2 protein-coding genes are annotated in these 2,262 nt (G+C 66.2%); one reads left to right on the top strand and one right to left on the bottom strand.

Annotated features, from left to right (window positions below; genetic code table 11):
- Positions 1-269: 269 nt before the first annotated feature.
- A complete protein-coding gene (locus MHY30_RS14945) occupies positions 270-458 on the bottom strand; it encodes a hypothetical protein (protein WP_239279197.1) in 189 nt (62 codons plus the stop codon).
- 938 nt (positions 459-1,396) lie between these two features.
- Between MHY30_RS14945 and MHY30_RS14940 the strand changes: the two genes are divergently transcribed.
- On the top strand, positions 1,397-2,262 hold an 866-nt coding region (locus MHY30_RS14940; RefSeq protein WP_239279195.1), incomplete at its 3' end, for a hypothetical protein.

Here is a 2,262-nt window from a genome sequence, read left to right as displayed (position 1 = left end):
CCCGCCTCCTGCCAATTCGGGCAATCCTCGATATGCAGCACCTGGATCTTCACACGCCCATTCTCCCGCGCAACTCGCGGCGGCTGGCCACCCCGCACCTTCTTGATCAACACGCCCTAGGCGTGGCTCATCTGACATACGTTCATAATGGCGGTCACCTCCGACATTGCGCCGGTACTTCCTCGCCGTCATCCCAGGCTGAGTGTCACAGTGTCACCGTGTCCCGGTGTCCTACTCCTATAGACACGGTGACACGGTGACACTGACGCTCAGCGGAGCGGGCAGGACGCAGGCGCGGGAGCGAAAGCGGCGAAGTGCTCCGCGATCGCTGCGCGGTACTCGTGCTGGCGGCCCTCAGTCCGCAGCCGCTCAGCGAGTCGGAGAGAGCGGGTCGCCTGAGCGGTTCGCGAGGGCTGCCACCGCGCGCCCATCGTCATCGACATGGTGGCGCCGGTCATCGTCTGGATTGTCGAACCACGATCAGTCATCTCGACCTCCGGGTCAGAAATTTGTAGTGATACAACCGTATACCCCCGGGGGGTACCATAGTACGCTGGGCGCAAAGGAATCTGCGGGTTACAACCGCGGATGGCAGTAGGGCCTCGCCAGACTAGAGGCGAAGCCATGTCCCCGCGATCCCACGACCGAAACACCCTCGAAAGCCGAGCCACCTCGGATGCCGAACCCGACCGTCGGAACCACGAACAGCCGCCCCCTCAAGTAGTGCGCGATCGTCTGCGACGATCGGTGATGGTCCCCTCGGTGCTGACAATCGCGTGCTCCAATCACGGCGCCGACGTGGGGGAGCCCTGCACCCGCACCGCTCGCGGCGTGTGTGCGGAACGCATCAAGCGACGGGCGGCCACTCGATGATCGGCCCCAGCCGTCTCGAACACGAGGCCGCCATGCGCCGAGCACTCACGCGATCCTCCGCGCACGGTCACGAGTCGGTCGTTCACACACGCACTCAGGAACGAATCGAGGCTGCCGCGCGCATTCACGTCGGCGGTCAGATGCCCCAACTGGACGGAGCAACCAAATGACCCGCCGGTACCCGCCCACGTCCATCACAGTCGGGCACGCCGAGACTGAGCTTGCCGAGTGGCACCGTCGTGCCACAGCGCCCCACTTCGTTCCGACGGAGACTGTCGTACCGGCATCTGAACCTCAGATCCAAGCTTGTCCGAAGCCCACCCGCTCGGCAGCGGGATCTGTGGATCGCCCCGTGCTCTCAGCGCGTCAGGGATCCACATCGAAGCGTCGTAGCCCCGCGCCTACAAACGCAGTCAAGCCCGCCCCGACCAGGCCGGCTCCGGCGCGCAGTGCGGCCGACGAGCCGGACCAAGCCACCATCGACCGCGTGCTCGATTTCGTGTTCAACGGCAAGGAGTAGACCATGACCACCACCGACCAGCCCTCCTGGGCACCGTGCGTGTCCTGCGGCATCCGCGTCGAGGGCCCCTTTGGGGCCGATGATCTCGAAGCGGTGTCTGCCTGGGGCAACGGAAACAGCGGCGGCTACCGAGAGGAGTCAGAGTTTGCGGTAGCCCGGTGCGGCCTCTGCGCCCAGATTCGGACGGCCGCAGGCGACCTGCTGCGCGCGCATCCCAGCGTTCGTGCCAGCATCGGCTCTCCAGAAATCGCGCTGCCTCGGTTGGAGCTCGCTCTCAACGCGCTCGATGCCTTGGGAGTCACCGATCCGCGATTGATCGACCGTCTTACAGACCGGGCGGCTGACGTGCATGCGTTGTTGAGCCAAATGACCGTCCCCGGCGGTGTTGCCCGCTGGGTGCATCAACTGGTGGGCGTGCACCCGCACCAGGCCTCGAAGACACAGGTCCGCGGCCAGCGATGGGCGCACTTGACCTCGGAGCAGAAGGCGGCTCTCCGTCGAGCGTGGGTGGATCTTGCGGCAGAGCGCTGCGAGCAGCCGCGCCCAGTCCTGTGCCCGACGGACGACGGGCTCCCCTCGGGGTGCCTCTTGTGCGGTGTCGCGGCGGTCAAGGTCTTGCCATCTGAGGCGCGCCGGAACGGCGTGTGGGCGGAGTCCTCCGCTGACCCGGTGACCATCGGAGGGTTGGGCGCGGCCGAGTCGGTCGACGGCTACGTTTGCCCCCGGTGCGACCTGGCGATAGACCAAGCACGCGGCGCCGGACAGTCCTCGATGCGGCTAAGCGTGCTCAACTACCTCGGGGTGCCCGGACACAACAGAACTGTGACCGAGGTGGACGGTTTGGTCGGCTGGGGTGTGCTTCCTCGGGG

The sequence above is a fragment of the Microbacterium sp. ACRRU genome (assembly GCF_022346945.1).
Taxonomy (GTDB): Bacteria; Actinomycetota; Actinomycetes; order Actinomycetales; family Microbacteriaceae; genus Microbacterium; species Microbacterium mcarthurae.
Note: the sequence above shows the minus strand (reverse complement) of the source record. Positions and strands in the feature narration are given on the sequence as shown.

Excerpts from the sequence above, each read along its gene's own strand:
- MHY30_RS14945 (WP_239279197.1), bottom strand. The coding sequence starts at position 458 with ATGACCGGCGCCACCATGTCGATGACGATGGGCGCGCGGTGGCAGCCC.